The sequence below is a fragment of the Flavobacterium jejuense genome (genome assembly GCF_006491595.2).
Lineage (GTDB): Bacteria > Bacteroidota > Bacteroidia > Flavobacteriales > Flavobacteriaceae > Flavobacterium > Flavobacterium jejuense.
The window spans coordinates 114,389-138,937 of record NZ_VEVQ02000006.1; the positions used below are offsets into that span (position 1 = coordinate 114,389).

The 24,549-nt window shown below is 28.7% G+C and carries 21 protein-coding genes; 18 read left to right on the forward strand and 3 right to left on the reverse strand.

The window, feature by feature from the left end; translation table 11 throughout:
* Positions 1-62 precede the first annotated feature (62 nt).
* Complete coding sequence (locus FIA58_RS10645; protein WP_140962463.1) at positions 63-1,490, reverse strand: SDR family oxidoreductase; 1,428 nt, start codon at positions 1,488-1,490, stop codon at positions 63-65.
* Between the two features lie 48 nt (positions 1,491-1,538).
* On the reverse strand, positions 1,539-2,162 hold the full coding sequence (locus FIA58_RS10650) for a MarC family NAAT transporter (RefSeq protein ID WP_140962464.1): 624 nt from the start codon (positions 2,160-2,162) through the stop codon (positions 1,539-1,541).
* A gap of 114 nt (positions 2,163-2,276) precedes the next feature.
* Here FIA58_RS10650 and FIA58_RS10655 point away from each other — a divergent pair, with 114 nt between their 5' ends.
* The gene (locus tag FIA58_RS10655) at positions 2,277-2,633 is read left to right on the forward strand and encodes a CoA-binding protein (RefSeq protein ID WP_140962465.1); all 357 of its coding nucleotides are present in this window, start codon (positions 2,277-2,279) and stop codon (positions 2,631-2,633) included.
* Here FIA58_RS10655 and FIA58_RS10660 read toward each other — a convergent pair.
* Complete coding sequence (locus FIA58_RS10660) at positions 2,604-4,130, reverse strand: sodium:solute symporter (protein ID WP_140962466.1); 1,527 nt, start codon at positions 4,128-4,130, stop codon at positions 2,604-2,606. The genes FIA58_RS10655 and FIA58_RS10660 overlap by 30 nt on opposite strands.
* A 73-nt stretch (positions 4,131-4,203) precedes the next feature.
* Here FIA58_RS10660 and recR point away from each other — a divergent pair, with 73 nt between their 5' ends.
* The 17 genes from recR to FIA58_RS10745 all read left to right on the forward strand — a co-directional run bounded on the left by recR (position 4,204) and on the right by FIA58_RS10745 (position 24,549).
* Positions 4,204-4,824 (forward strand): recombination mediator RecR, encoded by a 621-nt coding sequence (gene recR / locus FIA58_RS10665; protein ID WP_140962622.1) that lies wholly within the window; start codon positions 4,204-4,206, stop codon positions 4,822-4,824.
* A gap of 69 nt (positions 4,825-4,893) precedes the next feature.
* Complete coding sequence (locus FIA58_RS10670; RefSeq protein ID WP_140962467.1) at positions 4,894-5,694, forward strand: polysaccharide biosynthesis/export family protein; 801 nt, start codon at positions 4,894-4,896, stop codon at positions 5,692-5,694.
* Between the two features lie 7 nt (positions 5,695-5,701).
* Positions 5,702-8,161 (forward strand): exopolysaccharide transport family protein, encoded by a 2,460-nt coding sequence (locus tag FIA58_RS10675; RefSeq protein WP_140962468.1) that lies wholly within the window; start codon positions 5,702-5,704, stop codon positions 8,159-8,161.
* 21 nt (positions 8,162-8,182) lie between these two features.
* Positions 8,183-9,160, forward strand: coding sequence for an SDR family oxidoreductase (locus FIA58_RS10680; RefSeq protein ID WP_140962469.1), 978 nt, complete (start codon positions 8,183-8,185; stop codon positions 9,158-9,160).
* Between the two features lie 3 nt (positions 9,161-9,163).
* Positions 9,164-10,552 (forward strand): UDP-glucose 6-dehydrogenase, encoded by a 1,389-nt coding sequence (locus FIA58_RS10685; protein ID WP_140962470.1) that lies wholly within the window; start codon positions 9,164-9,166, stop codon positions 10,550-10,552.
* 2 nt (positions 10,553-10,554) lie between these two features.
* Complete coding sequence (locus FIA58_RS10690; RefSeq protein ID WP_140962471.1) at positions 10,555-11,832, forward strand: nucleotide sugar dehydrogenase; 1,278 nt, start codon at positions 10,555-10,557, stop codon at positions 11,830-11,832.
* A 17-nt stretch (positions 11,833-11,849) separates the two neighbouring features.
* On the forward strand, positions 11,850-13,349 hold the full coding sequence (locus tag FIA58_RS10695) for a lipopolysaccharide biosynthesis protein (protein ID WP_140962472.1): 1,500 nt from the start codon (positions 11,850-11,852) through the stop codon (positions 13,347-13,349).
* Positions 13,350-13,356: 7 nt separating this feature from the next.
* Positions 13,357-14,352 (forward strand): nitroreductase family protein, encoded by a 996-nt coding sequence (locus FIA58_RS10700; RefSeq protein ID WP_140962473.1) that lies wholly within the window; start codon positions 13,357-13,359, stop codon positions 14,350-14,352.
* Positions 14,353-14,359: 7 nt separating this feature from the next.
* Positions 14,360-15,469: a polysaccharide pyruvyl transferase family protein gene (locus FIA58_RS10705; protein WP_140962474.1), complete on the forward strand. Its 1,110-nt coding sequence runs from the start codon at positions 14,360-14,362 to the stop codon at positions 15,467-15,469.
* A 4-nt stretch (positions 15,470-15,473) separates the two neighbouring features.
* Positions 15,474-16,553, forward strand: coding sequence for a glycosyltransferase family 4 protein (locus FIA58_RS10710; protein WP_140962475.1), 1,080 nt, complete (start codon positions 15,474-15,476; stop codon positions 16,551-16,553).
* Positions 16,550-17,674, forward strand: coding sequence for a glycosyltransferase family 4 protein (locus FIA58_RS10715; RefSeq protein WP_140962476.1), 1,125 nt, complete (start codon positions 16,550-16,552; stop codon positions 17,672-17,674). Before FIA58_RS10710 ends, FIA58_RS10715 begins: the two co-directional genes overlap by 4 nt.
* A gap of 220 nt (positions 17,675-17,894) precedes the next feature.
* Positions 17,895-18,857: an EpsG family protein gene (locus FIA58_RS10720; RefSeq protein WP_165928901.1), complete on the forward strand. Its 963-nt coding sequence runs from the start codon at positions 17,895-17,897 to the stop codon at positions 18,855-18,857.
* Between the two features lie 4 nt (positions 18,858-18,861).
* A complete protein-coding gene (locus FIA58_RS10725) occupies positions 18,862-19,752 on the forward strand; it encodes a glycosyltransferase family 2 protein (RefSeq protein WP_140962478.1) in 891 nt (296 codons plus the stop codon).
* Between the two features lie 17 nt (positions 19,753-19,769).
* Positions 19,770-21,713 carry an asparagine synthase (glutamine-hydrolyzing) gene (asnB, locus tag FIA58_RS10730; protein ID WP_140962479.1) on the forward strand — a complete coding sequence of 648 codons (1,944 nt, stop codon included), beginning with the start codon at positions 19,770-19,772 and terminating at the stop codon, positions 21,711-21,713.
* Position 21,714: 1 nt separating this feature from the next.
* Complete coding sequence (locus FIA58_RS10735; protein WP_140962480.1) at positions 21,715-22,791, forward strand: glycosyltransferase; 1,077 nt, start codon at positions 21,715-21,717, stop codon at positions 22,789-22,791.
* Complete coding sequence (locus FIA58_RS10740) at positions 22,788-23,945, forward strand: glycosyltransferase family 4 protein (protein ID WP_140962481.1); 1,158 nt, start codon at positions 22,788-22,790, stop codon at positions 23,943-23,945. Before FIA58_RS10735 ends, FIA58_RS10740 begins: the two co-directional genes overlap by 4 nt.
* Entirely contained in the window at positions 23,938-24,549 is a 612-nt protein-coding gene (locus FIA58_RS10745) for a sugar transferase (protein ID WP_140962482.1), read from the forward strand. The genes FIA58_RS10740 and FIA58_RS10745 overlap by 8 nt, the downstream gene beginning before the upstream one ends.

Below are 24,549 nucleotides of genomic sequence, written 5' to 3' on the forward strand. Positions count from 1 at the left end.
ATTTTACATTACCATAAATAAGTAATTTTTTTTTTTAAACGCTCCGAAATTTTAAGATAAAATCAGTCGGTTTTGGCAATATTTCGAATCATGCCTCCAAATATAAAAAAGTGAAAAGGTACTAGGGAATACCAATACAATCGGCCCCATAAACCTCTGGGTCTAAAAGTAGCAATTTGATGTAAGACATTGTTTTCATCTATTCTGAATTCTAGCCAAGCTTCTCCAGGTAATCGCATTTCGGCAAAGAGTAATAAACGCTTCTTGTCTCTATCTGCTAATAAAACTCTCCAAAAATCGAGCGCATCACCGTTATCGATATGAGTAGGATGAGTTCTTCCTCTGCGTAAACCAACACCGCCAAAAAGTTTATCCATAAAACCTCTAATTTTCCACATCCAATTACCGTAATACCAACCTTTTTCTCCTCCTATAGACCAAATGTTGTCTAAAGTTTTTTTTACGTCAGTTACAGGTATTGTTTTACTATCTGTTAAACATCCAAATTTTGGAATTTGAATGAATTCGTTTAGGTTTTTACGAAAACGACCACTTACCAGACTGTCTTTCCAACTAGAAATGACTAAGTTTTGCTCGATTTTTAAAAAAGCTAGTTGTATTGCTTCTTCATAAGAAATAGGTGTGATGTTTAGTGTTTTTTGTAAATTATTGTCTTTGGCTATGACTTCAATTTTCATACTGTCTACTAGATTCATTGCTAGTTTATAGGAAGTAGAAGTGACAAAATACAACCAATAAGAGGAAAGTTTAGGTGTCATTACAGGAACCGTAAAAATCCAATTTTTAAAACCTCTTGTTTTGGCATACAATTGGAGCATTTGTTTGTAAGTCAATACATTTGGACCAGCAATATCAAAAGATTTGTCGTAGCATTTTTCATGTAGGATTACACCCATTAAGTATTGAATGACATTTCTAATAGCAATGGGTTGTGTTTTGGTTAACACCCATTTTGGAGTAATCATAACTGGTAATTTTTCACTTAGATCTCTTATGATTTCGAATGAAGAACTTCCTGAACCCACAATAATTCCAGCTCTTAATACCGTTATATGATAATTGCCTTTGTATAAAATATCTTCTACATTTTTTCTAGACTGTAAGTGCTTAGATAAATAGATATCATTAACAATACCACTCAAGTAGATGACTTGTTTGGTTTGCATTTTATTCATGTATAAATTGAAATTTTCAGCTGTTTTGGATTCCATTTCATCAAAAGCAGTTGTTGATGAGGTCATGGAATGAATCAAATAATAGGCAACATCTATGTTTTGTGGAATATTTTTAAAAGTAGGTTCGCTCAAAAAATCGACTTCCCAAACGGTAATGAGTTTGGAAGTTTCTGCATCGATTCCTAGACGATTTACATCTCGAACACAGCAAATCACTTCGTGACCTTCTTCTAGTAGTTCGGGTAATAAACGTCTTCCTACATAACCATTGGCACCAGTAAGTAGAATTCTCATGAAAATGAATTTTTCTTAAAGTTACTAAGAAAAAGGATGCAACAGTTGTTAAATCGTTTTGAAAATATTTACAACGGAGCTACTAATGTATTGTATTCCAATGGCAATTACAATGAAGCCAATAATTCTTGATATCGCAACAAGTCCTGAAGCACCAAGTATTCTAGATAAATAATGAGCGCTTCTTAAGATTAAAAAAATAGTTAAAGACACACAAAGGATTGCGAGGCAAGTAGTTATTTTTTGAAAAATAGCAGGTTGTTCTTGGTACATGGCAATTAATAGTGACATAGAACCTGGTCCTGCAAGCATGGGCATAGCAAGTGGTGTTAAGGCAATATCATTTCTGTTTTTTGCGTCGTCTGTTACTCTTTTGTTTACTCCTCTTTTTTTACTTCCATTTCCAGAAAGCAAACTAAAACCAGAATTTAAAATCAAAAGACCACCAGCAATTCTTAGGGCATCAATACTAATGCCGAAAAACTGCAAAACATATTTACCAATAAAATAAGAAATAATTAATATGATAGACACATTAATGGCTGCCCAAAGTGAAATTCTTGACCGCTCTTGTTTGCTGTCATCTTGAGTTAGTCCCACAAAAACAGGTACAGCACCGAGTGGATTTAAAACTGAAAATAAAGCGGCAAATACATAAATAAATAGTTCCATAGTTTTTTTGCAAAGAAACGCTAGTTTTAGAAACAGCGTTTTAAAATAAAGTTATCTCAAAGTTAAAATTAATATTTTATTTTACTAATTTTATATGAAATAATATAATAAAATATGAAGACGTTAGTAATTGGTGCTACAACAAATAAAGAGCGTTATGCTTATAAAGCGATACATAGTTTAGTTGGTAAAAGCCATCAAGTAGTTGCTATAGGAGCAAAAAAAGGAATGGCTTTAGATGTTGTAATTGAAACTGAAAAAATACCCTTCAAAGGAATAGATACAGTAACTTTATATATTAACCCTCAAATTCAAAGAGAATACTACGATTATATCATTTCTTTAGAACCAAGAAGAGTAGTCTTCAATCCAGGGACAGAAAATCCAGAATTGTATACTTTGTTGGATGAAAATAATATTGAATATGAAGTAGCATGTACTTTAGTTTTGCTTGCTACGAATCAATATTAAACCTAAAAAAGTAAGTAGTCCGTTAATTAGTAATAGTTCAAATCCAAATTGATAATAATGAGTGGAAGCGAATTCTACAGCACATTTCCATTTTGTTTGATGCATTTCGCAATTTGAAAAATCAATATTTAGAAAACTATATATTGCAGTTCCTATGCTAATTATGTAGGTAAGAATAGGGGAAAGAATAGCTACAATGGGTACTAATTTGTCTTTTACTTTCATTTTGGTAAACAAACCAAAAGCATATAAACCTAATAATGGGCCATATGTATATCCTGCAAAAGTGAAAAGTTTAGAAATAACACTGGCATCACTAATAAGGTATTTAAAAGAGATAATTACAAAAATTAAAAGTAGAGATATTAATACGTGAATCTTTTTTCTAACTTTTACTTGTTCCTCAGTATTGTATTTTTTTTCAATATTTAAAATATCAATACTAAAAGAAGTGGTTAAGGAAGTTAAAGCGCTATCTGCACTACTGTACGCAGCAGCAATGAGTCCAAGTAAGAAGAAAATAAATATTCCTGAGCCTAAGTGATTTTTGGCTAGAATAGGAAATAAATCATCTTTATGAGCGTCAATTCCGTTTTTTTGTGCGTAAACGGTTAGTAATAATCCTAAACATAAGAATATTAAATTGACTATAGTTAATACAATGGTAAACCAAAACATGTTCTTTTGTGCATCTTTTAAACTTCTGCAGGTAAGGTTTTTTTGCATCATATCTTGATCTAAACCGGTCATTACAATGGCAATAAAAGCTCCTGAAAGAAACTGTTTCCAAAAATAATCTTTGGATAAAACATCGTCAAAAAAGAACGTTTTGGATAAACTACTGTCTGAAATAAAATCAACGATTGTAGAACTTGTTAAACCTAGAGAGTCGCTTACAAAATATATAGTTACACCAAGTGCAATTAGCATGAAAAGGGTTTGTAAAGTATCTGTCCAAACAATGGTTTTTATTCCTGATTTAAAAGTATAAAGCCAAATTAATAAAACAGTAATGGTTACGGTTTGCCAAAATTGAATACCTAATTCATCAAAGAGTATGATTTGTAAAACATTGGCCACTAAATAAAGTCGGAAACTAGCTCCAACAATCCTTGAAAGTAAAAATAAGGAAGCACCAGTTTTGTAGGAATAAGTTCCAAATCTACTCTCTAAATAGGTATAAATAGAAGTTAAGTTTAATTTGTAATACAAAGGAAGTAACACAGTAGCAATTACAAAATAACCCACAATATATCCTAAAACAACTTGCATATAACTGAATTGCGAAGTCTCAATCCACCCTGGTACAGAAATAAAAGTTACACCAGAAAGAGAAGCGCCAATCATTCCAAAAGCCACTAAATACCATGGTGATTGTTTATTGCCTTTAAAAAAAGAATCATTTGTTTTTTCTTCTTTTCGACCTATGAAAAAGGAAAAAAGAATTAATAACAGAAAGTAGCCAAGGATTATGGTTATAATTGTAATAGGTTTCATAGTCTTAAATTGAGAAACAAAGATAATAGAATAAATAAATTATTGTAAAGTGTTAATTTGTATTTTTGCATTTATGGAATTGCCTTCAAAATTATTAGAAAATGCCGTTAACGAAATTGCTCAATTGCCAGGAATAGGTAAAAGAACTGCACTTCGTTTAGCTTTGCATCTTTTAAGACAACCTTTAGAGCAAACAAATTTGCTTACTTCATCTTTGGATAAGATGCGAAATGAAATTAATTACTGTGAAGAATGTTATAATATTTCTGACACTTCTATTTGTCTTATTTGTTCCAATACTAAAAGGGATAAAACAACCGTTTGTGTAGTTGAAGATGTAAGAGATGTTATGGCTATTGAAGGAACTGGATTTTTTAAAGGAGTTTATCATGTGTTAGGTGGTAAAATCAACCCAATTGAAGGAGTTGGTCCTTCACAGTTGAACATAAAGCCTTTAATTGAAAAAGTGAAGAAAGGAAATATAACTGAAATAATTTTTGCGTTAAGTTCTACTATGGAAGGAGATACAACCAATTTTTATATTTTTAAACAATTGAAAGAGTTTAATATTACAACCTCTACAATTGCAAGGGGAATTGGAATCGGAGATGAATTAGAATATACTGACGAAGTTACTTTAGGTAGAAGTTTAATGCATCGAATTCCTTTTGAACAGTCAATTAAACAAGTTTAATATATTTTTAGACCATAATTGTTACAGATTAATTCCTAAAAACTATATTTGTTATTTTAAAATGATAAAATGAAAATTAAAAATAGTATATACATTATCTTAATATCATTAGTGTTTGCCTCTTGTATACCCAATAAAGATTTAGTGTATTTACAACATACCGAAAAGTCAAATAGAGAAAACGAAGTAAACGAGGTTGTATCAAAACCTTACAGAGTTCAAACTAATGATATTTTGACAGTTTCAATAAAAGCTTTAGATCAAAAATTAGTAGATATGTTTAATCCTTCTACTTCTCAAAATCAAAATCAGAATCAAATATCTCAACAAAATTTATATTTTTCAGGATATAGTGTAGATGATCATGGAAATATTAGAATTCCTGTTTTAGGTGATCTAAATGTTTTAGGTTACACTGTTGATGAAATTAGACAAACGATTGAGAAAAAATTATTAGATGAGTATTTTAATTATGAAGCTAGACTATATGTTACCGTTAAATTAGCAGGGCTTCGTTATACTATCAATGGGGAAATTACTAGACCAGGAACAAATGTATTATATCAGGATAAAGCAACCATTATGGAAGCTATCGCTAATTCTGGTGATATAACTTTAACAGGAAATCGTAAAAAAGTTCAAGTTATTCGAAAATATCCACAAGGCTATGAAACCTATACCATTGACTTAACAAAAGACACTGCAATTGAGTCTCCCTATTTCTATTTGCAGCCTAATGATTATATTTATATTAAACCATTGAAACAAAAATCTTGGGGAACTGGTACAACAGGTGTGCAAACAATTACTACTATTATTACTGCTTTGTCGTTAATTACAACAACAATTTTATTAACAAGAAATTTGTAACTAAAAGATGCTAGACACAAAAGATTTTACTTTTTTTGAATCACAATCTAACTTTGATTTTAAAGGATTTTTCTTAAAAGTGATTAGTTATTGGAAATGGTTTGTTTTATCTCTAATAATAGCTTTTTTAATAGCTTATAATGTTAATATAAGAAAAGAAAAAGTATATGGAATGGAATCTGTTATTGTGGTAAAAGATGAGAACAATCCTTTTTTTACTTCTAATACAAGTTTAGTGTTTAACTGGGGAGGAATCTCAGACAAAGTTCAAACTGTAATTACTACTTTAAGATCGAGATCGCATAATGAATTAGTAGTAGATAAATTAGAATACTATATTCAGTATCAAACAAAAGGGAAATATTTTTATAAAGACGCTTACGGTGCTGTTCCATTTTATATTAAAATTGATAAAAATAAAGGACAACTTGCCTTTGTGCCTATTAAGATTAAATTTATCAATCCAACAGAATATGAGTTGAGTGTTGATTTTAAAGAGTTTCCATCTAAAACTTTAATTCATTATGTAGATAACTCTAGAAGTGAACTAAGTATAGATGAATCTACTTTTTCTAAAAAGTTTAAAATAGATGATGAAGTAAATCTTCCATTTTTACACTTTAAATTGCATTTAAATGCAGATGCTAAAGATTATGTGAATAATGAGTTTTACATACAATTTGAAGATTTTAATTCAACTGTTGCAACATATAAAAATATTGATGTTTCTGCTGATAATAAAGCTCAGTCTGTAATTAGTTTACAATTAGTGGGTTCTAACAAAAAAAGGTTAGTGGAATATTTAAATACAACTGTTGATTTATTAAGAAAAAACGAATTGAATAGTAAAAATCTTTTTGCAACTAATACTATTAGTTTTATTGATAGTACGCTTTTAGTTATGGAGAGCCAAATCAAAGAAGCTGAAAATGAATTAAAAGATTTTAGAAAAGGTAAAAATGTATTTGAACTAGAAGGTGGTGGGGAATTGCTAACTCAAAAAATTGCTGAATACGATATTCAAAAAGATGAAACAGAAAGAAAAATAAGATATTTAGATAATTTAAAATCTTATTTAGATAAAAGTATAGATTTTTCAAATTTACCAGCTCCAACAGTAGCAAGTATAGAAGATCCTAATATTGTTACTAATGTTTCAAGGTTAATTGAGTTATCTAAGCAAAGAGCTGAATTGAATTATGCGGTAAAAAGCGGAAGGATGTTTACTGAATTTGATGTGGAGATGGAAGCTATTAAAAAAGTACTTCTAGAGAATATTTCAAGCTCTAAAAGTGCCTTAATGATTGATTTAAATATAGTTAGTAGAAATATTTCTAAAGCAGAATCTGAAGTAAGTGTTTTGCCAGAACAACAGCAAGAGCATCTTAAGATTTTTCGAAAATACAATTTAAAAGATAACATATATAGTACTTTTCTTCAAAAAAGAAGTGAAGCAGAAATTGTAAAAGCAGCTAATATATCTGATATTGATTTTATTGATCCAGCTAAAGATGTTGGAGGAGGTTTAAGAGGTCCAAAAACAAGTATTAATTATATTTTAGCTGTAATTTTAGGTTTGTTGCTACCTTTACTAATCATTTTTGTTTTAGTCTTGATTGATACCAATATAAATGTTATTGATGATATACAAAAAATGACTAAAATTCCTATTATTGGTGTGATTGGTAAAAAAAATACAGAGAATAATCTTTCTGTTTTTGAAAAACCAAAATCGCCATTAGCAGAGTCATTTAGAGCAATTCGTTCTTCTTTACAATTTTTATATAAAAAACAAAATAATGATGGTGCTAAAATTTTAATGTTAACTTCTTCTGTAAGTGGAGAAGGAAAAACATTTTGCTCAATAAATTTAGCAACTGTATTTGCTCTAAGTGAAAAGAAAACGGTTATTGTAGGGTTAGATTTAAGAAAACCTAGGATTTTTGGAGACTTTAATATAGATAATATAGTAGGTGTTGTTAATTATTTAATTGGACAGAAAAAAATAGATGAGGTTATTCAAACAACTCATGTGCCTTATTTAGATGTTATTTCTTCTGGTCCTATACCTCCAAATCCCGCAGAGTTATTAATGGGGGAAAGTATGAAAGAAATGATAGAGGAATTGAAGCAAAAATATGATTATATTATATTAGATACACCTCCTGTTGGTTTGGTTTCGGATGCACTAGAACTTGCCCATTATTGTGATGCTACATTATATGTAACAAGACAAGGATTTACTAAAAAAGGAATGTTATCAGTGGTTAATGAGAAACATAAAAGAGGAGAGTTAAAAAATATTAGTATACTGTTTAACGGCTATCAAAATAAAGCTAAATACGGTTATGGTTATGGATACGGTTATGGATACGGTTATGGTGTTTATGGAGAAGGATATCACGATGATAATCGAGAAGTAAAAGGTTGGAGGAGAGTTTTTAATAAAATCAAGAAGAAAAAGTAAATTAGTTTAAATAGATATAGTTTGATAAATAAAAAAAAAATATTAATTACAGGAGGAGCAGGTTTTATTGGTTCTAATCTTTGCGAATATTTCTTAAAGAAAGAGAACAAGGTAATCTGTTTGGATAATTTTTCCACAGGACATAGACATAATATAGAGCCTTTTTTATCTAATGACAACTTTTTATTAATTGAAGGAGATATAAGAGATATAGAGATTTGTCGAAAAGCTACAAGGAATGTTGATTATGTTTTGCATCAAGCAGCTTTAGGAAGTGTTCCTAGGTCAATAACAGATCCTATAACCTCAAATGAAGTAAATGTCTCTGGATTTTTAAATATGCTGGTTGCTTCTAAAGAAGCAGAAGTAAAACGCTTTATTTTTGCAGCTAGTTCATCGACTTATGGAGATTCTGTGGTTTTACCAAAAGTAGAAGATGAAATAGGAAAGCCATTATCACCTTATGCAATTACAAAATATGTAAATGAACTTTATGCAGATGTATTTAGCAAAACTTATGGATTAGAAACTATTGGATTACGTTATTTTAATGTTTTCGGAAGAAATCAAGATCCAAATGGTGCTTATGCTGCTGTAATTCCTAAATTTGTCAAGCAATTAATTAATTTGGAAAGTCCAGTGATTAATGGTGATGGTAATTATTCTAGAGATTTTACTTACATAGATAATGTTATTCAAATGAATGAATTAGCCATTTTAGCAAATAATGCTGAGGCTCTAAATACAGTTTATAATACAGCTTGTGGCCAAAGAACAACCTTAAATGACTTAGTGTATTATCTGAAGGAATATTTATCTAAGTATAATGAAAATATAGCTAAAGTAGAGGTTAAATATGGCTCTAATAGAGTTGGAGATATTCCACACTCTTTGGCTAGTATCGAAAAAGCTAAAAAGATGTTGGGTTATAGTCCTAAATATCAGTTAGAAGAAGGATTGAAAGAGTCTGTTCAATGGTATTGGGAGAATTTAAAATAAGTTATGATTAAAAATATTTGTTGTATAGGTGCTGGATATGTAGGAGGTCCTACTATGGCTGTAATAGCTAAAAAATGTCCACATATAAAAGTTACTGTGGTTGATTTAAATCAGGATAGGATTGATGCATGGAATAATGAAGATTTAAAGAAATTACCGATATATGAACCGGGTCTAGATGAAGTAGTTCAAGAGGCAAGAGGAAGAAATTTGTTTTTTTCTACAGAAGTTGATAAGGCTATTGAAGAAGCCGAAATGATTTTTATTTCTGTAAATACTCCTACAAAGACATATGGTGTAGGTAAAGGTATGGCAGCAGATTTAAAATATATTGAATTGTGCGCTAGACAGATTGCAAGAGTGGCGAAAGAAGATAAAATTGTAGTAGAGAAATCTACTTTGCCAGTTAGAACAGCTCAAGCGATTAAAAATATTTTAGACCATACTGGAAATGGAGTTAATTTTCAGATTTTATCCAATCCAGAATTTTTAGCTGAAGGAACAGCTATTGAAGATTTGTTTGAACCTGATAGAGTTTTAATTGGAGGAGATACAACTCCTGAAGGAGAAAAAGCAATTCAGCAATTGGTTGATGTTTATGCTAATTGGGTTGCAAAAGATAATATTTTAACGACTAATGTTTGGTCCTCTGAATTATCAAAATTAACAGCTAATGCTTTTTTAGCACAACGTGTTTCTTCTATAAATGCAATGAGTGAATTGTGTGAGAAGACAGGAGCAGATGTTAATGAAGTTGCCAAAGCCATTGGAATGGATAGTAGAATTGGACCGAAATTTTTGAAAGCTTCAGTAGGTTTTGGAGGTTCTTGTTTTCAAAAAGACATTTTAAATTTAGTATATATTGCAAAAACATATGGTTTAAATGAAGTGGCTGATTATTGGGAACAAGTGATTGTTATGAATGATCACCAAAAACGTCGTTTTGCAAAAAATATAATTAGCACACTTTACAATACTGTTTCTGGAAAAAAAATCGCTTTTTTGGGTTGGGCATTTAAAAAAGACACTAATGATACTAGAGAATCTGCTGCGATTTACGTTGCTGATGACTTAATAAGTGAGCAAGCTATTATTTCAATATTTGATCCTAAAGTAGGAAAAGAACAAATATTACTTGACTTAAATTATCTTGAAACAAGATCTGGAGAAGAAAATAATAAGTATGTTCAAATAGAGTCAGATCCATATAAAGTGGCAAAAGATTCGCATGCGATTGCAGTTTTAACTGAATGGGATGAGTTTAAATCTTATGATTGGCAAAAAATCTATGATTCAATGTTAAAACCTGCATTTGTTTTTGATGGAAGAAATTTATTAGATAAGAAAGAATTAGAGAAAATCGGATTTATTTATCAAACAATAGGATCGTAATTATGGAAAACAAAATAGCTATTATAGGACTTGGTTACGTAGGTTTACCTTTGGCTAGATTATTTGCTACAAAATTTTCAGTTATAGGCTTTGATATTAATCAAAATAGAATTAATGAATTAAATAAAGGAATTGATAGTACCTTAGAAGTTGAGAATGAAGTTTTAAATAAGGTTTTATTGCCAAATAATTCTGGTGAAATAGGTCTTTATTGTTCTAATAAGCTTTCAGATATTGAAAGTTGTAATTATTTTATTGTAACTGTTCCTACACCTGTAGATAAGCATAATCGACCAGATTTAACACCTTTGTATAAAGCTAGTGAAACAGTTGGTAAAGTTTTAAAAAAAGGAGATATAGTTATTTATGAATCTACTGTTTATCCCGGTGTTACAGAAGAGGAATGTGTACCTGTATTAGAAAAAATTTCAGGACTAAAATTTAATGAAGATTTCTTTGCAGGATATTCTCCAGAAAGAATTAATCCTGGAGATAAAGAGCATACTGTTGAAAAAATACTCAAAATAACAGCTGGTTCAACTCCAGAAATAGGAGAAAAAGTAGATCAATTATATAAAAGTGTTATTATTGCTGGAACACATTTGGCTCCAACAATTAAAGTGGCAGAAGCAGCCAAAGTAATTGAAAATTCTCAAAGAGATATCAATATTGCCTTTGTAAATGAATTAGCTAAAATTTTTAATTTGTTAGAAATTGACACTCATGCAGTTCTTGAAGCTGCTGGAACAAAATGGAATTTTTTACCATTTAAACCAGGATTAGTTGGCGGACATTGTATTGGTGTTGATCCATATTATTTAGCTCAAAAAGCTCAAGAGAAAGGATATCATCCCGAAATTATATTAGCAGGAAGACGATTGAATGATTCGATGGGAGAATATGTTGCCTCTCAAATTGTAAAATTGATGATTAAGAAAGGGATCAATGTTAATACTGCTAAAGTTTTAATGCTTGGAATTACTTTTAAAGAAAATTGTCCAGATGTAAGAAATACTAAAATTGTAGATGTAATTTCATCTTTAGAAGAATATGGAATTAGTATTACCACCTATGATCCTTGGGCAAATCCTTCGGAAGTAAAACATGAATACAATATAACAAGTATAAATAAATTACCATCTGAGAAATTTGATGCAATCGTTTTAGGAGTTTCTCATGAAGAGTTTTTATCCATTAACTTCAACGAGTTATTGAATAAAAATGGAATTATTTATGATGTAAAAGGAGTTTTAGGAAAAATAGCTTCAAGTAGATTATAAGCTAGTAAAAGTAAATAATGAGTCAATTAAAAAAAGGTGCAATTTTATCATATACTACTATCTTTTTAACAAATGGATTAGGCCTATTGCTGACTCCTTTTATTATTCGAAAACTAGGTAATTCAGAATATGGTCTATACACCCTTGTAGGCTCTTTAATTGCATATGTAAGTGTTTTAGATTTTGGACTTAATAATGCAATAGTAAGATTTGTTGCAAAATATAGGGCTCAAAATAATCGAAATAAAGAAGAAAATTTTTTAGCTACAACTATGATAATTTATTCATTTATATCATTGGTTGTTTTACTTGTAGGGATTGTTTTTTATTTAAATATTGAGACTTTCTTTAAAAAACTAACTAGCGCAGAATTAGAAAAAGCAAAAATATTATTTGCTATTTTAATTTTTAACTTAACAATAACATTACCTGGTGGCTCATTCAGTGCAATTAGTTCTGCATATGAAAGATTTGTTTTTCCACGGGCATTAACATTAGTAAAATACTTAATTAGAGCCTTTTTAATTGTTTCCATACTTATGCTCAATGCAGATTCATTAGGATTAGTAATTTTGGACACAACTCTTAATATTGTTTTTATTTCAATTAATGCTTATTATGTTTTTAAGTATTTGAAAGTTAGAATTAAGTTACACGAATTTAATTGGTATTCCATTCAGGATATTTTTTCGTATTCGATTTGGATTTTTGTTTATGCTATAGCTAGTCAATTTCAATGGCAATCTGGACAAATTGTTTTAGGAGCTATTTCAGGAACAAAGATGATAGCGATATATAGTGTAGGTGTTTTACTGGGGTCTTATTATGCAACCTTTTCATCAGCTATTTCTGGACTTTTTATTCCTAAAGCAGTTAAAATGATTACAAATAACAATTCAGAAAAAGAACTTACGGACACTATGATTATGGTCGGAAGACTTTGTATGTTTGTTCTTTTTTTAATATTTGGAGGTTTTTTTCTTTTTGGAAAGAATTTCATTCAATTATGGGTTGGATCAACATATAATGACTCTTGGATTATTGCTCTTATAATAATGATAGGGTATACAACACCTTTGATTCAGATTTTCGGAAATTCAATTCTTGAAGCCAAAGGAAAATATTCTTTTAAAGCAATATTGAATTTGATTTTTTTGTTTTTTGGTGTTTTGTTAGGCGTTTTTTTAACTAGATTTAATACAGCTGTAGGAATGATATTAGGGATTTGCATTTCTTGGGTTGTCAGTCAAATTATTCTCAATTATTACTATGTGAAGGTTATTAAACTAGATATAAAAAGATTTTTTATCAGTACTTTTGAGAAAATGATTTATATATTTCCCCTAATCATTTGTGTGTTTTATTTTTTAAATTTTATTGAAGTTACAAATTGGTTCATTTTAGGAATTAAAATATTTCTATATGCAATTGTTTATTCAATAGTAATTTATAAATTTTGTTTGAACAAATATGAATTAAGTTTAGTAAAAGGGTTATTAAAAAACCTTAAAAAGTAAAATAAAAATGAATAATTTTGGAAATAAAGTAAAAAATAAAATTTATGCTTTTTTGTTTTGGCAGACTTCTTTTGGAGAATATTTGAACAAAAGGTATGACTTGTCAGTTTTTTTTAAATATTCTTTTACTAACAAAAAAACGAACTCAAAACAGAGTAAGATAGCATCTTTAACTAAAGATTATCACATAGTTGAAAAAGGATTAGCTTTACCTTACACTAGAAATGAATTTGGAAAGCAAAAAATTATCAAATTAATTAAAGATGCAAAATTGTATTTTAATGAATATGGGAAAGATGAAATAATTTTAGATATAAAGAGCTGTCTTTCGGAATATTATGAATTTAATAAAATGAATAATATAGATTTGAATAATGAGTATTTTAAATCTATATCAAGTTTTATTTCAGATGAAAGTAATAAAGGAATTGGTGGAACTAAAATAATAACAAAAAAAGAAATCGAAACTGCAACTAATTTTGATTTTGAAACTTTTGTTAAAACTCGTTCTAGTATTAGAGATTTCGATATTTCTGATTTAGATATTACATTAATTGAAAAAGCAATAGATTTAGCTAGATATACCCCTTCAGTTTGTAATAGGCAATCATGGGGAGCTCATTTGTATACTAATAATAAAAAAGTTTTGGAAGTTTTAGAGTTTCAAAATGGACATGGAGGTTTTAAAGAATCTATCAAAGGAGTTATAGTAATAACGACAAATGTTGCCATGTTTACTAAACTTGAAACCAATCAAATATTTATTGATGGAGGTTTATTTGCAATGAGTATGATGTATGCTTTACATTTTCAAAACATAGGAAGCTGTCCACTAAATACGTGCATGCCCTATATTGATGAAATAAAATTAAAGAAGAAAGTTGGAATAAATGAAAACGAACGAGTTATTATGATGATTGCTATTGGAAACCTTAAAGAAGAGTTTAAAGTTGCAATTTCTAATAGAAGAGATTTGAATCAAATTTTAACATACCATAATTAATTTTTTTATGTCTTTAAAAATAAAAACCATTACTTGTCATGAAGTTTATAATTATGGAGCTATTCTTCAAGAGTATGCGTTGCTAAATTATTTGGAATCAAAAGGGCATGACGTTGAGGCGATTCATTACAAGCCAGAATATTTAAGTGGTCATTTTAAACTTTGGACAGTTACGAGTTCCAAATTTAACAAAAATATAATTCTTAAAATTATTTATTTAGTATTAAAACTCCCTTTTCGATTATATAAACTACAAAAGAAAAAACGTTTTGATTTTTTTTCTGAAAAATATCTAAAAGTTGGCAAGCAACTCTATAAAGATAATAAACAGCTAAAAAGTAATTTGCCAGAAGCAGATGCTTATATTTGCGGAAGTGATCAAATATGGAATTCTTTTTTTCAGAATGGTAAAGATCCAGCTTTTTATTTAGATTTTGTACCAGATTCAAAAAAGAAAATTTCTTACGCTGCTAGTTTTGCTATTGAAACTTTAGCCGATGATTTAAAACCCTTTGTAAAAGAAAAAGTCGAACGGATTAATGCTATTTCTGTAAGAGAAACATCAGGTAAAACAATTTTAGCAGATTTAGGTATTACAAATGTTACTCAGGTATTAGATCCAGTTTTTTTAGTTGATGAAAACTATTGGAAGAAAAAGTTTGTTACAGTTCATGAGGAGGACAAATATATTTTTATTTATGATTTTGATAACAATCCATTGATTGAAAAACTAGCAAAGCAAATTGCAGAGCAAAAGGACTTCAAAATTTATGCAATAAATGAAAATATTAGTTATGCAGATAAAAATTTCTACTTGCAAGGACCTAAGACTTTCTTGTCATTAATGTATAATGCTCAGTTTGTTATAACCAATTCTTTCCACTCTGTAGCATTTTCTTTAATTTTTAATAAGCAATTTATTGTAGTGAATAGAAATGACGCAATCAATACAAGAATGCGTGATTTACTTGAACTATTTAATTTATCACATCTTCTAGTTTCTAATGATTTTGATAGTCGTAAAATCGAAATGATTCATTTTGAAGAGGCAAACGAATTAAGAGAATTAGCCATTAAAAAATCTAAAGAATTTTTAGAAAATGCACTAGTTAAATAGTCTTATGAAAAAACTTTTATACATTACAAATGGTATTAAAGGTGCTGGAGGTCTCGAGAGAGTTTTATCTATTAAAGCAAGTGCTTTAGCTAATAATTTTGGATACGAGGTACATATTTTAGTATTAAATAATGATAACGATTCTTTTTTTTATGACTTTAGTGAAAAAATTATAATTCATGATATTAAAGCAACTGGAAATATAATAAGTTTTTATAAAAGCTATGTGAACGGTGTTAAGAATGTAGTTAAAGATTTAAAACCAGATCTAATCTCTGTTTGTGATGATGGTTTAAAAGGGTTTTTTGTCCCAATGATTTTATCAAAAAGGCAACCTATTATTTATGAAAGACATGCTTCTATAAGGCATAATACTTCAATGGGTTTTCAAGGGAAGATTATAAAGAGGATGATGCGAATTTTGGCTAAAAAATTTTCAAAATTTATAGTGCTTACTAATTCTAATAAAGATGAATGGCCTATTTCAAACTGTGAAGTTATTCCAAATTCATTGAGCTTTTATCCTAAAGAATCTAGTTCGTTAAATAATAAAAAAGTTATTGTTGTAGGAACGCATTCTTATAATAAGGGCTATGATTTATTATTAAACGCTTGGAAGGTTGTCGTTGGAAAACACCCTACTTGGAGTTTAGATATATATGGGAAAATAGATGCTCAAAAAACTTTTGTAAATTTATCAAAGCAATTAAATATTAGTGATTCAGTTTGTTTTTATCCACCTAGACCAACCATTGAAAGAGCTTATCTCGATGCTTCTATGTTATTGTTGACTTCAAGAACCGAGGGATTTGGAATGGTATTAATAGAAGCAATGGCTTGCGGTTTGCCTTGTATTTCTTTTGATTGTCCTAGTGGACCTCGAGATATTATTAATTCAAATGAAGATGGTTTTTTAGTTGCTCCTCAAAACGAAACTGAATTGATAGAAAAAATATTTTTTTTAATAGAAAATGAGGCGACAAGAAAAAAAATGGGTGAAAAGGCAAAAGAGAATGTAAAACGATATTTACCAGAAAATATAATGAAGCAATGGGACCAACTTTTTAAAAGTGTGCTAAAATGAAAATAGTATTTACAATGGATCAAATTTATTTGCATGGAGGTATTGAAAAAGTCATGGCAACTAAAGCAAATTATTTTGCAGATGTTTTAGGCTATGAGGTTTTTATAGTCACTACAGAACAAAAAAACAATGAACCTTGTTATCACTTTTCATTAAAAATAAAGTTCATTGATTTAAATGTAAATTATTTAAGAACAAAAAGTTATTTTAGTTTTAAAAACTTAAAAAAAGTACCTTCTCATTTTTTTAAATGGTATAAAACTTTAAAAAAAATAAATCCAGATTTTATAATTGTTTGTAATATTGCTTTTGACTTTTATTGGGCTCCTTTTTTTGTAAAGAGAATAAAAAAAATTAAGGAGTTCCATGCTTCTAGATTTTTCATGGAGCAAAATAGAAGTAGAGTTACTGGATTAAAGAAGTTTGGTTATAAGGTTAATGATTTTATTGAGTCTAGGTATGATAAAATAGTTTTATTAAATGAAGATGAAAGGAAATTTTACAGAAGTAATAATCTAGAAGTAATTCCAAATCCAATAAACATAAGAGATGAAAAACAAATTGCATTATCTTCAAAAAAAGCAATAGCAGCAGGAAGAATTGCTCCTGTAAAAGGGTTTGAAAGTGTAATCGCTATTTGGAAAATTGTGATAGAAAAGTATCCAAAATGGCAATTAGATATTTTTGGACAAGGAGAAGAAAAGTATATTAATGAATTAAATAACTTAATTCAATCAAATGACTTAGTAAATCATGTTTTTATTCATGATGCCGTAAGTGATTTACAAGAAAGAATGTTAGAGTATTCTTTTTATGTAATGACTTCATTAACGGAATGTTTTCCAATGATACTATTAGAATCTTTATCCATTGGTTTGCCAATAGTTTCTTATGATTGTCCAACAGGTCCGAAGAATATAATTAAAAATAAAGAAGATGGTTTTCTTGTTGAAAATAACAATAAAGATGAATTTGCTATAAGTATATTTGCATTAATTGAAAACCCAATTTTAAAATCAGAAATGGGTAAGAATGCGAAAAAGAATGTTAAACGATTTTCTAATGAAAATGTAATGAAAATCTGGAAAGATTTGCTAATAAATTTAAAGCCGAAAAAGTAAATCTAAGATGATTTTTATGAAGTAAATTATTTTGAATAAAACCATAATGTTTAATCCTTTTTAAAAAATTAAATTTGTTGAAATAACTAATTCATAGCACTTGATTGATTTTATCCCAATAGAATTCTATACACCTCTTTTTTATTACTTTAATTTTATTTTAGTAATGCTTCTGTATTTGAAAAATTTTTCTAAAAGGCAGCTACAAGTTTCCTCAAAAATGGGCGTTTTTATAGTCTTTATTATTCTTGTCTATATAGGGCTAAGACCTCTAGATAAGGGGTATATGGGAGATACAGGAGCTTATTTACGTGTTTTTAATAAGTTGGCAGACGGTTCTCTATCTTCTTTTTATGATAAAGAATATGGATTTATGTTGCTTATAAAGTACAGTGCACTTTATCTTAATGCAGAATTCTTTTTTTTAATTTGTGCTTCTATTTATGTTTATTTACACTATTTAGTTTCTAAAAAAATATTTAAAGACTATTGGTATTTTGGCTTCATATTTTTAGTAAGTTCTTTTTCTTTTTGGGCATATGGTACAAATGGAATACGTAACGGACTTGGAGCCGCCATAGTTTTATACGCTTTTACATTCGAAAATAAAAAAACTTGGGCTATAGCTATTGCCTTAATAGGAACATTGTTTCATAAATCAATGCTACTACCTGTTATGGCTTATATATTGACTTTTTTTTACAATAATAGGATAAGTTATTTAAGATTGTGGTTGCTATGTATACCGTTATCCTTAATTGCTGGAGGCTCTTTTGAACTTATATTTGCTTCATTAGGATTTGGTGATGAAAGGATTAGCTATTTAACTGATGGGAATGTAAATGGAGATCAGTTTGCTTACACAGGCTTTAGATGGGATTTTTTACTCTACAGTGCATCTGCAGTATATACTGGATGGTATTTTATTGTTAAAAAGAATTTTGAAGATAAATTATATCATCGGTTATTTAATGTGTATTTATTTTCGAATGCTTTCTGGATACTGATTATTCGTGCTAATTTTAGTAATAGATTTGCTTATTTATCTTGGTTTATGATGGGTGTAATTATTATTTATCCATTTTTAAAACAGCAAATGATCCCTAATCAAACTAAAAAAACGGCTTTGGTTTTATTTTTTTATTTTATGTTTACCTTTATTTTAAATGTTATCCTAGCCTAATTTTATGAATTTTAAAAAAAAATTAACAGTATTTACTCCAACTTATAATAGAGCTTATTGTTTGCATCAGGTCTATGATAGTTTAGTAAGACAAACTTCTAACGATTTTATTTGGTTAATAATTGATGATGGTTCATCAGATAACACTAAAGAACTAGTTTCATCTTGGAAAAAAGAAAAGAAAGTTGAAATAAATTATATTTTTCAAAATAATTTAGGCATGCATGGTGGTTATAACACTGCCTATAAAAATATAAATACAGAACTTAATGTTTGTATAGATTCAGATGATTATTTGACTGATGATTGTGTGGAAAAAATTATTTCATTTTGGAATAAAAATGGAAATGAAAAATATGCAGGAATCGTAGGTTTGGATGCTACTAAAGATGGTAAAGTTTTAGGTAAAGAAATGCCTTCAAACCTTAAAAGTGCAACTTTAGAAGATTTGTATTATAAATATAAAATAAAGGGTGATAAAAAATTAGTTTACAGAACAGAAATTGTAAAAGCTTTTCCAAAATATCCTATTTTTGAGAATGAAAGTTTTGTGCCACTTGGCACTTTGTATCTTCAAATTGATAAAAAACACGAATTACTTTGCCTCAACGAATTACTTTGTGTCGTAGAATACTTAGAAGATGGCTCTTCTAGGAATATTTTTAGACAATACATTCGTAACCCAAAAGGATTTCGTTTTGCTAGAAAAATAGAAATGCAATTTTCTAACTATTTTAAGATAAGATTTAAAGCTGCAATTCATTATGTTTCAGGTTGCATTCAACTTAAAGAATATAATTTTTTTAAGAATAACTCTTTCTTTATACTTACATTTTTCGCAATTCCTTTTGGAATTTTGTTAAACTTCTATATTCAATATCGTAATAAAAACTAACTTAAGAATCTAAAAAAATGTGTGGAATTACTGGATTTATTGCAACAAGAACTTTAGATCATAAAAAGATATTAGAAAATATGATTTTTAAGATGAATCATAGAGGTCCGGATAGTAACGGAACTTGGTTTAATGAAAATCTAAATATAGGATTAGGGCATGCAAGGCTTTCTATAGTAGATTTGTCTGAGACAGGTCATCAACCTATGCTATCAAATTCTGGAAGGTATCATTTGGTTTTTAATGGAGAGATTTACAATCATTTGGATATCAGAAAACAATTAGATAAATATTTAAAAATAAATTGGAGAGGAACATCTGATACAGAAACTATTTTAACTGCAATAGAAAATTGGGGTATTGAAAAAACAATAGAAAATTGCATAGGCATGTTTGCGATTGCTCTTTTTGATGCAAAAAACGAGACACTAACTCTTATTAGAGATAGAATGGGAGAAAAACCATTGTATTACGGATGGGTAAACGATAATTTTGTTTTTGCATCTGAATTGAATCCAATAAAAACTTTTCCATTATTCAATAATCCAATAAATAGAAATGCTTTGGTGTTATACATGAAACATGCTTCTATTCCTGAACCCTATTCTATTTATGAAAATATTTATAAGTTAGAATCAGGTTGTTTTCTTACAATGGATATAAAAGATAAAACAATAACAAAAAAACAATATTGGTCCACCCAAAATAAAGCCAATCAAAATAATAATCCTATTTTTAAAGACACTCCTGAAAATGCCGTTAAGCAACTTGAACAGTTATTGATAAATGCAGTAGGAATTCAAATGAATGCAGATGTGCCATTAGGTGCTTTTTTATCAGGGGGTGTTGATTCTAGTACAATTGTTGCTTTAATGCATTTACAATCAGATAGTAAGGTTAATACGTTTTCAATTGGTTTTGACCAAAAAGAATATAACGAAGCCGAACATGCAAAAAAAGTAGCTAATCATATTGGGACAGATCACCATGAAGCTTATATTTCTGCAAAGGAAGTCCTAGATATTGTTCCCGAAATTCCTAAAATATATACTGAACCATTTTCAGAATCATCTCAAATTCCTACTTATCTAGTTTCTAAAATTGCAAAGCAAAAGGTTACTGTAAGTTTATCTGGAGATGCTGGTGATGAACTATTTTGTGGTTATAGTCGTTATCAATTAGCCAACAAATCTTGGAATAAAATTTCTAGAATCCCACACTTTGTTAGAGTTGGTGTAGGAAATAGTATTCAAATGATGCCTTATGGCTTTTTACAAACTATTTTGCTTCCATTAAAGGGCAAAAAAAATGATAAAGGAATACAAATTAATGTAGTAGATAAGTTGTTAAAAGCATCTGAATTATTGAAGTTTAAAGACAGAAAAGAATTTTATCATAAAGGATTTATGACTCATAATTTACAGGCAACAAATTGGGTTTTACATTCAGAAAAAACGAAAACTCTTTTTGAATCAAATTCTTTAGTTATTGATAATTATTTTGCAGAAATGATGGCAACAGATTTAATAACCTATTTGCCTAATAATAACTTAGCAAAAGTAGATAGAGCAGCTATGGCAAATTCGCTTGAAACTAGAGTGCCACTATTAGATCATAGAGTAGTTGATTTTGCTTTGTCTTTGCCTATGGAGTATAAATTAAGGAACGGAGTTGATAAATGGGTTTTGCGAGAAGTACTTTATAAGTATGTGCCAAAATCTTTGATTGAACGACCAAAAATGGGTTTTGGAGTACCTTTGGCTTCATGGCTTAGAGGACCATTAAAAGAGTGGTGTGAAAATTTAATTAATCCAAAAAGACTTAATGAAGAAGGTTTTTTTAATACTACAATTGTTAGAGAAAAATGGCAAGAACATTTATCTGGTAAAAGAAATTGGGAAAATCAATTATGGGACGTTATCGTTTTTCAATCTTGGTTAGATCAGCAAAAAAATAATTAAAATGAAAATACTTCGTGTAATAAATTCACTTAATATAGGTGGTGCAGAACGTTCTATAGCAGGAAATGTTCCACTTCATGTTATGAATGGTTTTGAAATGGATGTGTTATTGTTAGATGGTAATCAAACTTTTTTTGTTGAAGAATTAAAAAAAAATGGAATTAAAGTGACTTGGTTTGGAGTAAATAATTTTATATATAATCCATTTTTTGTTTTTAAAATTTCCAAAATAATAAACAACTATGATGTAGTTCACGCACATTTATTTCCTTCATTATATTGGGTTGCATTAGCAAAAATTGTTACTAGATCAAAAGTTAAATTAATTTATACAGAGCATAGTACTTACAATAAAAGAAGAGATTACTTTTTTTTAAAATGGATTGATCAATTTATTTATAATAAATATGATAAAATAATTGCTATTTCTAAAGAAGCAACTAAAGCACTTTCTAAACATATCATGAGAACTGATATTATTACAATTCCAAATGGAGTTGATCTTTCTAAAGTAAAAGAAGAATCAAAAATTGTATTGAATGATTTGTCTAAAAAATACATTGGAAAAAAGATTATTGTTCAAGTAGCCGGATTTAGAATATCAAAAGATCAAGATACAGTAATTAATTGTTTAGCTTTATTACCAAATAAATATGTTGTTTTATTTGTTGGAGATGGTGAAAGAATTGAAATTTGTAAAGCATTAGTAGAAAAACTAAATGTATCAGATAGAATAGAATTTCTTGGGTTACAAAACAATATAGGTGCAATCTTAAATTTAGCGGATGTAGTTGTAATGTCCAGTCATTGGGAAGGTTTTGGTCGAGCTGCTATTGAAGGTATGGCTTTAGGAAAACCTGTAATAGCAACCAATGTATCAGGTTTGGCAGATGTGGTAAAAGATGCAGGCTTGTTATTTGAAAAAGGAAATGTAAACCAATTAAAAGAACTCATTTTAAAACTTGAATTAACAGATTTTTATGCCTTAATTTCAAAGAAATGTGAGGAAAGAGCAGAAGAATATAATATAAAAAAAATGATAGATTCTTACGAGGATATTTATAAAGCTTTAATATGAAACAAAAACTCATTCGTATAACAACAGTTCCTATTTCACTAGATAAGTTATTATCTGGTCAATTAAATTATATGAATCAGTTTTATGAAGTAATTGGGGTTTCATCAGATAAACCTTATTTAGAGCAAATTAGTAAGAAAGAAAATACGGCAATTTTTCATTTAGAAATGACTAGAAAAATTACACCATTTAAAGATTTTCTTGCCATTTTAAAATTATACCGTTATTTAAAAAAAGAACAACCACAAATAGTTCACTCTCATACACCAAAAGCAGGATTAGTTGCTATGATAGCTTCAAATTTAGCAGGTGTTCCAATTCGTTTACATACAGTCGCAGGTTTGCCATTAATGGAAGCAAAAGGGGTTAAAAGAAAAGTACTTAATGTAGTTGAGAAACTAATTTATGCTTGCGCAACAAAAGTATACCCAAATTCGTATGGATTGTATGATTTTATTTTGAAAGAAAAATTTTGTCATCCTAAAAAATTAAAAGTCATTGGAAATGGTAGTTCAAATGGAATTGATACTTCATTTTTTAACCCAGATATATTTAATATTGAAGAGAAAAAAGCACTAAGAGAAAGACTAAATATATTTTCAGACGATTTTGTATTTGTATTTGTAGGTAGACTAGTTTCTGATAAAGGAATTAATGAATTAATTGAAGCTTTTACAAAATTAAATGCTATTTTCTCTAAAGCTAAATTATTACTCGTTGGTCCATTAGAAAGCGAATTAGATCCTTTAAAAGAAAAGATTCTAAAAGAAATTGAAAAGAATACTAGCATTATTAGTGTAGGATATCAAAACGATGTCCGTCCATTTTTTGCAATGTCCAATGCTTTAGTTTTTCCAAGCTACAGAGAAGGATTTCCTAATGTTGTCATGCAAGCTGGTGCCATGGAACTTCCTAGTATCGTTTCAGATATAAATGGGTGTAATGAAATAATTATTCCTAATCACAATGGAGTTATAATACCTGTCAAAAATACAATTGCTATCTTTGAAGCGATGAAATCTTTGTTAGAAAATACTTCTTTTTACAATGAATTACTACAAAATGCTAGAGAAAGAATCGTGAGTAATTATGAACAAAAAAAAGTTTGGAGTGCTATTTTGGAAGAATATAAAAGTATAGAAAGTAATGTATAAAAGTTTTATTAAAAGAATAATAGATTTTGTCGCTTCCTTAATTGGTTTTCTCCTTTTAAGTCCAATTTTTATTTTTGTGACAACTGGATTGTTTTTTGCTAACCAAGGAAAGCCTTTTTTCTTTCAAATACGTCCAGGAAAAAATGAAAAACTTTTTAAAATCATTAAGTTTAAAACCATGAATGATAAAAAAGATAGCGAAGGACAATTATTATCGGATAAAGAAAGAGTAACAAAAATAGGAACATTTGTCAGGAAAATTTCTTTAGATGAAATTCCACAATTATTAAACGTAATTAAAGGAGATATGAGTTTAATTGGACCAAGACCTTTGCTAACTCAATATTTGCCTTTATATAATGATTTTCAAAAACAAAGACATCAAGTAAAACCTGGAATAACAGGTTGGGCACAAATAAATGGTAGAAATGCAATTAGTTGGAATCAAAAGTTTGAATATGATGTGTGGTATGTGAAGAATTGTAGTTTTGTCTTGGATATAAAAATACTATTTTTAACAATTAAGAAAGTTTTTGTAAGAGAAGGTATTTCACAAGAAGGAGAAGCTACGATGGAAGTTTTTAAGGGTTTAAATAACTATTAA

Excerpts from the sequence above, each read along its gene's own strand:
- FIA58_RS10645 (WP_140962463.1), bottom strand. The coding sequence starts at position 1,490 with ATGAGAATTCTACTTACTGGTGCCAATGGTTATGTAGGAAGACGTTTA.
- FIA58_RS10650 (WP_140962464.1), bottom strand. The coding sequence starts at position 2,162 with ATGGAACTATTTATTTATGTATTTGCCGCTTTATTTTCAGTTTTAAAT.
- FIA58_RS10655 (WP_140962465.1), top strand. The coding sequence starts at position 2,277 with ATGAAGACGTTAGTAATTGGTGCTACAACAAATAAAGAGCGTTATGCT.
- FIA58_RS10660 (WP_140962466.1), bottom strand. The coding sequence starts at position 4,130 with ATGAAACCTATTACAATTATAACCATAATCCTTGGCTACTTTCTGTTA.
- recR (WP_140962622.1), top strand. The coding sequence starts at position 4,204 with ATGGAATTGCCTTCAAAATTATTAGAAAATGCCGTTAACGAAATTGCT.
- FIA58_RS10670 (WP_140962467.1), top strand. The coding sequence starts at position 4,894 with ATGAAAATTAAAAATAGTATATACATTATCTTAATATCATTAGTGTTT.
- FIA58_RS10675 (WP_140962468.1), top strand. The coding sequence starts at position 5,702 with ATGCTAGACACAAAAGATTTTACTTTTTTTGAATCACAATCTAACTTT.
- FIA58_RS10685 (WP_140962470.1), top strand. The coding sequence starts at position 9,164 with ATGATTAAAAATATTTGTTGTATAGGTGCTGGATATGTAGGAGGTCCT.
- FIA58_RS10690 (WP_140962471.1), top strand. The coding sequence starts at position 10,555 with ATGGAAAACAAAATAGCTATTATAGGACTTGGTTACGTAGGTTTACCT.
- FIA58_RS10695 (WP_140962472.1), top strand. The coding sequence starts at position 11,850 with ATGAGTCAATTAAAAAAAGGTGCAATTTTATCATATACTACTATCTTT.
- FIA58_RS10700 (WP_140962473.1), top strand. The coding sequence starts at position 13,357 with ATGAATAATTTTGGAAATAAAGTAAAAAATAAAATTTATGCTTTTTTG.
- FIA58_RS10705 (WP_140962474.1), top strand. The coding sequence starts at position 14,360 with ATGTCTTTAAAAATAAAAACCATTACTTGTCATGAAGTTTATAATTAT.
- FIA58_RS10710 (WP_140962475.1), top strand. The coding sequence starts at position 15,474 with ATGAAAAAACTTTTATACATTACAAATGGTATTAAAGGTGCTGGAGGT.
- FIA58_RS10715 (WP_140962476.1), top strand. The coding sequence starts at position 16,550 with ATGAAAATAGTATTTACAATGGATCAAATTTATTTGCATGGAGGTATT.
- FIA58_RS10720 (WP_165928901.1), top strand. The coding sequence starts at position 17,895 with ATGGGCGTTTTTATAGTCTTTATTATTCTTGTCTATATAGGGCTAAGA.
- FIA58_RS10725 (WP_140962478.1), top strand. The coding sequence starts at position 18,862 with ATGAATTTTAAAAAAAAATTAACAGTATTTACTCCAACTTATAATAGA.
- asnB (WP_140962479.1), top strand. The coding sequence starts at position 19,770 with ATGTGTGGAATTACTGGATTTATTGCAACAAGAACTTTAGATCATAAA.
- FIA58_RS10735 (WP_140962480.1), top strand. The coding sequence starts at position 21,715 with ATGAAAATACTTCGTGTAATAAATTCACTTAATATAGGTGGTGCAGAA.
- FIA58_RS10740 (WP_140962481.1), top strand. The coding sequence starts at position 22,788 with ATGAAACAAAAACTCATTCGTATAACAACAGTTCCTATTTCACTAGAT.
- FIA58_RS10745 (WP_140962482.1), top strand. The coding sequence starts at position 23,938 with ATGTATAAAAGTTTTATTAAAAGAATAATAGATTTTGTCGCTTCCTTA.